Source organism: Flavobacterium sp. (assembly GCF_044361065.1).
GTDB lineage: Bacteria > Bacteroidota > Bacteroidia > Flavobacteriales > Flavobacteriaceae > Flavobacterium.
In genome coordinates, this window is the sequence record NZ_JBIKJI010000129.1 from 1 (window position 1) to 6,346 (window position 6,346).

Annotated in this window: 6 protein-coding genes and 1 pseudogene; 2 read left to right on the plus strand and 5 right to left on the minus strand. The window is 30.1% G+C overall.

Features of this window, described 5'->3' with window-relative positions:
• On the plus strand, window positions 1-565 hold a 565-nt coding region (locus ACIQ11_RS08125; RefSeq protein WP_396154159.1), incomplete at its 5' end, for an aldehyde dehydrogenase family protein.
• A gap of 31 nt (window positions 566-596) precedes the next feature.
• On the opposite strand, the gene ACIQ11_RS08130 is transcribed toward ACIQ11_RS08125, so the two are convergent.
• The 5 genes from ACIQ11_RS08130 to ruvC all read right to left on the minus strand — a co-directional run bounded on the left by ACIQ11_RS08130 (window position 597) and on the right by ruvC (window position 5,757).
• Window positions 597-1,349 (minus strand): cyclase family protein, encoded by a 753-nt coding sequence (locus ACIQ11_RS08130; protein WP_396154160.1) that lies wholly within the window; start codon window positions 1,347-1,349, stop codon window positions 597-599.
• A gap of 51 nt (window positions 1,350-1,400) precedes the next feature.
• The gene (locus ACIQ11_RS08135) at window positions 1,401-1,778 is read right to left on the minus strand and encodes a GxxExxY protein (protein WP_396154161.1); all 378 of its coding nucleotides are present in this window, start codon (window positions 1,776-1,778) and stop codon (window positions 1,401-1,403) included.
• Between the two features lie 65 nt (window positions 1,779-1,843).
• Complete coding sequence (gene hemW / locus ACIQ11_RS08140) at window positions 1,844-2,977, minus strand: radical SAM family heme chaperone HemW (RefSeq protein WP_396154162.1); 1,134 nt, start codon at window positions 2,975-2,977, stop codon at window positions 1,844-1,846.
• A gap of 41 nt (window positions 2,978-3,018) precedes the next feature.
• Complete coding sequence (locus ACIQ11_RS08145; RefSeq protein ID WP_396154163.1) at window positions 3,019-5,133, minus strand: erythromycin esterase family protein; 2,115 nt, start codon at window positions 5,131-5,133, stop codon at window positions 3,019-3,021.
• A 69-nt stretch (window positions 5,134-5,202) separates the two neighbouring features.
• Window positions 5,203-5,757 (minus strand): crossover junction endodeoxyribonuclease RuvC, encoded by a 555-nt coding sequence (gene ruvC / locus ACIQ11_RS08150; protein ID WP_353077425.1) that lies wholly within the window; start codon window positions 5,755-5,757, stop codon window positions 5,203-5,205.
• Between the two features lie 118 nt (window positions 5,758-5,875).
• On the opposite strand from ruvC, the pseudogene ACIQ11_RS08155 reads away from it, so the two are divergent.
• Window positions 5,876-6,346: pseudogene (locus ACIQ11_RS08155) on the plus strand (hypothetical protein); the annotation flags it as partial.

Consider the following 6,346-nt stretch of genomic DNA (forward strand, 5'->3'; position numbering starts at 1 on the left):
CGAAAAGGTGCAAATTACGCCTTTGCCAGAGGAAGAAAAATTCAAATATTTAAATGATTGCATAGCCGATGCCGAAAGTAAAGGGGCAAAAATTATGAATGAAAATGGCGCCATTCAAAATGGTACTTTGTTTTTCCCAGCAGTACTATATCCCGTTACTGAAGGGATGAAATTGTATCGTGAGGAGCAATTTGGACCTATTGTTCCTATTGTTTCATTTAAAGAATTACAAGAACCGATTGATTATATGATTACATCAAATTTTGGACAACAAGTTAGTATTTTTGGAACGGACACCCACGAAATTTCGCATTTAATTGATGGGTTAGTCAATCAAGTATCACGTGTAAACCTTAATGTTCAGTGTCAACGTGGTCCTGATACGTTCCCATTTACAGGGCGAAAAGATTCTGCGGAAGGTACACTTTCGGTTTATGATGCACTTCGTTCTTTTTCGATACGAACAGTTGTAGCCACTAAAGAAAACAAGGACAATAAAGCTATTATTAATAAAATTGTAACTGAAGGAGAGTCAAACTTTTTATCTACGAAGTTTATTTTTTAAATTTTAGATGTATTTCAAAAGTAATTGAAAATTAATGAATTGCATATAAAACTGGCTTGCTCGGACTTGCATCATTTTCAAAAGAGGCAATTTGCAAATTCAATAAATAAGTGCCGTCAGAAACGGAATCTTCAACATAAATTAGTTCTGTGATTGTACAATCTAAACGGGCATCATCGTTTAAAATTGTCGTGTTTTTTACATTCCAAAACGCTTTGTGTGCCAATAATTTGCCTTCATCTTCTTCCCTATCTACACTTGGTAAGTCAATTAGCAGATGCTTAATTCCGATTTCTCGAATATAAGTTGCCGCTTCTTCCAACAAATACGGCGGATTGGTATGCGAATAGTTTTTAGATTTTTTATCGGAATTATTTGAAAGGGTACGAATGATTATAGCCTCAGGGGTTTTTCCATTTAAAGAATTTTCAATTTGACTTTTCGTAATGATAAAATCGTCATTTCTTTCTTCTGGCGAAATAGAAACTAATTCAGCCATAAAAAAAAACTGTTTCAAACACTGATTGATAGAATAAAAATCGTGGGTTATATGCCCTAAACACTCGGTATGAGTTCCGTGCCCGTGTGGATTGAAAAATATATTATTGAAATTGGTTGAACTCCCTTCCGAAACTTTTCCGGTCCAATTTTCAAAAGTTACAGGTTCAATTACCGGTTTTTCAATATACCACGCAATTGGATTGGCATCTGTATTAGATAAAGGTAAAGAAATATCAATAGGTTTTGATAAGTCGATGTTGAAGTTGTTTATAATTGCTTTCATTTTTTTTAACCGCAAAGCTCGCAAAGTATTACGCAAGGTTCGCAAAGATTTTTAAAGGTTATTTGCTATTCTTTTTATTCCATCTTTTACTAATTTCACATTGAAGTTAATTAGCATACCTAATTTGCAATTTGTTAATTTTAAATACGTTAATAATTGTGCAAAATGAACGTCATTTAAACTTTCAACTGATTTTATTTCTATAATTAATTTGTCTTCTAAAATAATATCTAATCTATAACCAATATCTAATTTTATTTCTTCATAAATAAGTGGTAACGCTTTTTGCTTCTCAACTTTTATTCCCGTTTTATTTAATTCATAAAACAAACATTCTTCATAGGCGCTTTCTAAAAGGCCTGGACCTAAATTCTGATGTACTTTTAATGCTGCATCAAAAACAATTCTTGATAATTCATTTTCTGTCATATTTATCATTTTGGCTTATATAAAACGCGAGCTTTGCGCTTCACATTGCGAACCTTGCGGTTAAACTATTCCAAATTTAACAAAAACAAATCACTTGCGATGCCATCGCTTAAAAATTTTCCTTTTTTAGTGGTTTTTAAAATATTATTTTCAACTGTCAACAAATTATCTGAAATATATTTTTCTGCTTGTTGGTGCAAATACTCCAAATAGCTACTTCCAAATTCGGTTTCAATTCTTTCTAAAGAAACGCCCCAGATGGTTCGTAAACCCGTCATAATATATTCATTATACTGATCTGTTTTTGATAAAATTTCAATTTCTGATGGGACTTTATTTTCTGCAATTGCTTTTAAGTACAATGAATTATTTGACACATTCCAACTTCTACTTTTCCCATTAAAACTATGCGCAGACGGACCAATTCCAATGTATTTTTTACCTAACCAATAAGCGGTGTTGTTATTCGAAAAATAATCTGGTTTACCAAAATTCGACAATTCATAATGTACAAAACCATTTTCTTGTAATTTGTCAATTAAAATATGAAAATGTTGTTGTGCTAAATCATCGTCTAAATTCGGAATTGAACCTGACTTTATCATTTTATGCAATGCCGTTTTTGGTTCCACCGTTAAGGCATAACTGGAAATATGTGGGATATTGAAACTTAGAGCCGTTTTAATGTTTTGAAGCCATTTCTCATTACTCATATTTGGCATTCCGTAAATTAAATCGATAGATATATTGTCGAAATGTTGTGAAGCAAATGCTAAACATTTTTTGGCTTCTTCCGAATTGTGTGCGCGATTCATCAGTTGCAAATCGTCTTCAAAAAAAGATTGAATACCAATGGATAAGCGATTTATTGGTGAATTAGCAAATTGAAGAATCGTTTCTTCATCTAAATCGTCTGGATTTGCTTCCAAAGTAATTTCTGGATTCTCAATTACATTATAATTTTGGTAAACGGAATTAATCAAAAATCGTATATCGTCAATCGACAATACGCTTGGTGTTCCTCCACCAAAATAAATGGTTTCTACTTCTTCATTTTGAAATTCGTCTTTTCGAAATTCCAATTCTTTTACCAAAGCCAAGACCATTTCCTCTTTCTTCTTCATAGAAGTAGAAAAATGAAAATCGCAATAATGACACGCTTGCTTGCAAAAAGGTATGTGAATGTAGATGCCGCTCATTTAAAAGTGTTCAGTTTGACAAAGTGTAAAATGTAATTATCTTAGTTTCCAAACAAAAGTACTTCATTATTTGATTTAATTATTTTTGGATTTAATACATTAAAATTATTCCAATTTGATGTTGTTGTAATTTCATAATCTGTTTTATCATTCACTTCATTATATAAAATTCCAGAAACAACATTTTTGGCGTTTTTAATAAAATATAAATTATTATCTTTCACAAATTCTGTTATCGTACTTTCATTTAAATATTCTTTGTTTGTATATTTTGATAAATTATTTTTCAAGACATAACCATCTCTGAATGTTATAGGAAAATCAGTAACTTGCCAATTTTCAATAATTTTTATAATAGCATTATCAGATTTATTAATGTAAATATAGCCCGAATAATTACTTAAGTAAACACGCCTTGTAAATGTAGAATGATTTCTTGGAGAAGAAAACTGAATTATAATAACTTCTTCATTATTTATTTTGGTTGTTCCTTCAACGTTTAACTCAAATTTTTTAAACTTGTTGTCTTTTAAAAGCGGAGCGTATTGAATTGGACTATTATACATCAAACCATGATATTCTTTAAAACTTTCTGTTTGAAAATTTTTACTAACCTTCCATTTTGTTTCCAAAACTTTTTTCGTATTTCTAAAATCACGATTTACATAACCTAAATCATATTGTTGAGCCAAAACATCCGCATCAACACAAGTCGTATCAGCAACTTTTATCAAAATGTTCGTTTTTAAATCCGAACTAAATCCTTTAGTTGGATAATTTTTATCAAAACTTCCGATAGCTTTTTTTAGAATTTGATATGGTGTGTTTTTACTATAAATAACAACTTCTTCAATTAAAGTTTCGTTAGGTCTTTGCTTTATATCGAACTCTTTTTCATCATCAACTACTTCTTTTTTATTAGTTGTGGTATGAATTTCATCGTCATACTCGTCAATTGTTGACAAAGAAGTTTTTGGGAAAAATAAATAGCCATCATGAAAGTCGGATAAATTTCCCTCTATGAATGTAATTGGGCTATATAGCCTATTTTGTTTTATTTCATTTAATTCTAATTGTTTTGCACTAAAAAATACAGGATTAGTTATAAATTGTTTTTTTAAGACATCTTCAAATGAGCTCTCTTTTATTGGAGTGCTATACCATTTATTTTGAAGAAAAATGGAATCATTAGCTGTAACTGCTGCTAAACTATACATTTTATCTTCTAATGCCTTTTTTATGTATGTTCCCATTGGCATAAAATCTTTTATAATAGGTGTTTTTACAGACTTCAAATTATTAGTAAAATGTTGATTGGCACCCCAACAAATAATTTTCGCTTCAGGATTTTGTTTTATATATACTAACAAATTTTCAGCCATTTGCTTATCTCTAATATTGTCAATACTTGTGCAATTGAATGTACTTGTAAAATTTTGACGTGTAAAAGCATCTTCACCTAATGTCAACAATCCGTTTAAAATTTGTGACCAATAAAATTTTTCTTCTGAGTTTTTTTGCTGAATTACTTTTTGTTTCAATTTGTTTAATTCTGAAGAAAAAATTAAATATGAAATATCACTTTCATCAAACATACCAGAATTTGATATAGATTCTAAAAGCAAACTAAAATCATCTTTATTTAATTTTATATTGTGGTTTATTTGTTTCGAATAAGAAAATAAATCGTTTGATAAATTTGAAATACCGTCCGTACTCGTAATTTGATGGTCAAATCCAAAAAGCTTTAATTTTGCTTTATTAGTTTCAAAAAACGTAATAAAACTTTGAAACTCTTGTCTTTTTCCCCACATAGAAAATAAAGAATTTCTAAAAACTTGTTTGCAATTTGCTCCTCTACTAATTTCATTTTGAGCTTTCCATAAATCGTATATTCCAGATTCAAATGCAATTACATCAAATCCCATATTCTCTACCAAATATTTTATAATCTCGGTTTTAGTTTCAAAAACATTTCCATCAAAATGACTAATTTCTCCAAGCATTACAACTTGAACATCTTTTAATTCCTCTTTTAAAAAACTAAACTCCTTAGAAATAAGAGGCTCAGACAAAATAATACTTTTTGAAATGGTGTTTTGAGAAAAGAGCACAAAACTGATAAATAGTAAAAAAAAAGTAAATGTTTTTTTCATTTGGAATGATGTATAAGAACTAATAACTTTCATTACAAAAAATTATTGCGTCAATATTTTATTCTTTCGTTATTTTCTAATTTTATCTTCATTATTCTTCACAAAAGCATCCCAACCCGAATAACTTGTGGTTCCCACCACTTTTCCTGTATTGAAAAAATGACAAACCGCAGCGGCTAAACCATCTGTAGAATCGAGGTTTTTTGGTAAGGTTTTTAGCCCTAATAGTTGTTGTAACATTTTTGCAACTTGTTCTTTACTGGCATTACCATTTCCTGTAATGGCCATTTTTATTTTCTTGGGTTCGTATTCTGTAATTGGTATTTCTCTTGATAAACCTGCGGCCATTGCTACTCCTTGTGCTCTTCCTAATTTTAGCATCGATTGCACATTCTTTCCAAAAAAGGGTGCTTCAATAGCTATTTCATCAGGATGGTACGTGTCAATTAATTCGATAGTTCGCTCAAAAATTCGTTTCAACTTCATATAATGATCGTCCATTTTATTAAGTTGTAATTCGTTTAACTGAATAAACTCCATTTTTTTATTAACCACACGAATGAGTCCGAAACCCATAATAGTAGTTCCTGGATCGATACCGAGAATGATGCGTTCGTTTGACATATTTTTTACACAGAGATTCACAAAGTCAGTCGCAAAGTAACGCTAAATTATTTTGTGTCTCTCTGAGATACTTTGTGTAACTCTGCGAAATAACTCTTAATTTTCTTTTCTTTGCAAAATGATTACAAACAAAACTAAACAATATCTCACACTTATAATAAAACTTACGATTGTTTTTGGTGCTTTTTATTTTATATATGACAAATTAGCTCACGATGACAAACTGAGTTGGACTCAATTTTCAGGGATAGTACAACATAAATTTACTCTTTCTTGGATAATTTTTATGTTAGGATTTAGTGTTCTAAATCGGTTTTTAGAAATTTTGAAATGGAAAAATTTAGTTGAAGTAGTTGAAAGAATTTCGCTTTACACGGCTACAAAACAAGTTTTAGCTGGTGTAACTGCGGGATTATTTACTCCAAACGGAATTGGCGAATACGCAGGAAAAGCGCTTTATTTTCCAAAAAACGAAACCAAACGAATTTTATTTTTAAACGTAATTTGTAATGGAATTCAATTAATTATTGCTGTTTTATTCGGGTTAATCGGTCTTTTATATTTGGGCTATTCGTTTTACTTTACAGTA

Coding starts and splice junctions, on each gene's coding strand:
- ACIQ11_RS08130 (WP_396154160.1), bottom strand. CDS start 1,349: ATGAAAGCAATTATAAACAACTTCAACATCGACTTATCAAAACCTATT.
- hemW (WP_396154162.1), bottom strand. CDS start 2,977: ATGAGCGGCATCTACATTCACATACCTTTTTGCAAGCAAGCGTGTCAT.
- ACIQ11_RS08145 (WP_396154163.1), bottom strand. CDS start 5,133: ATGAAAAAAACATTTACTTTTTTTTTACTATTTATCAGTTTTGTGCTC.
- ACIQ11_RS08135 (WP_396154161.1), bottom strand. CDS start 1,778: ATGACAGAAAATGAATTATCAAGAATTGTTTTTGATGCAGCATTAAAA.
- ruvC (WP_353077425.1), bottom strand. CDS start 5,757: ATGTCAAACGAACGCATCATTCTCGGTATCGATCCAGGAACTACTATT.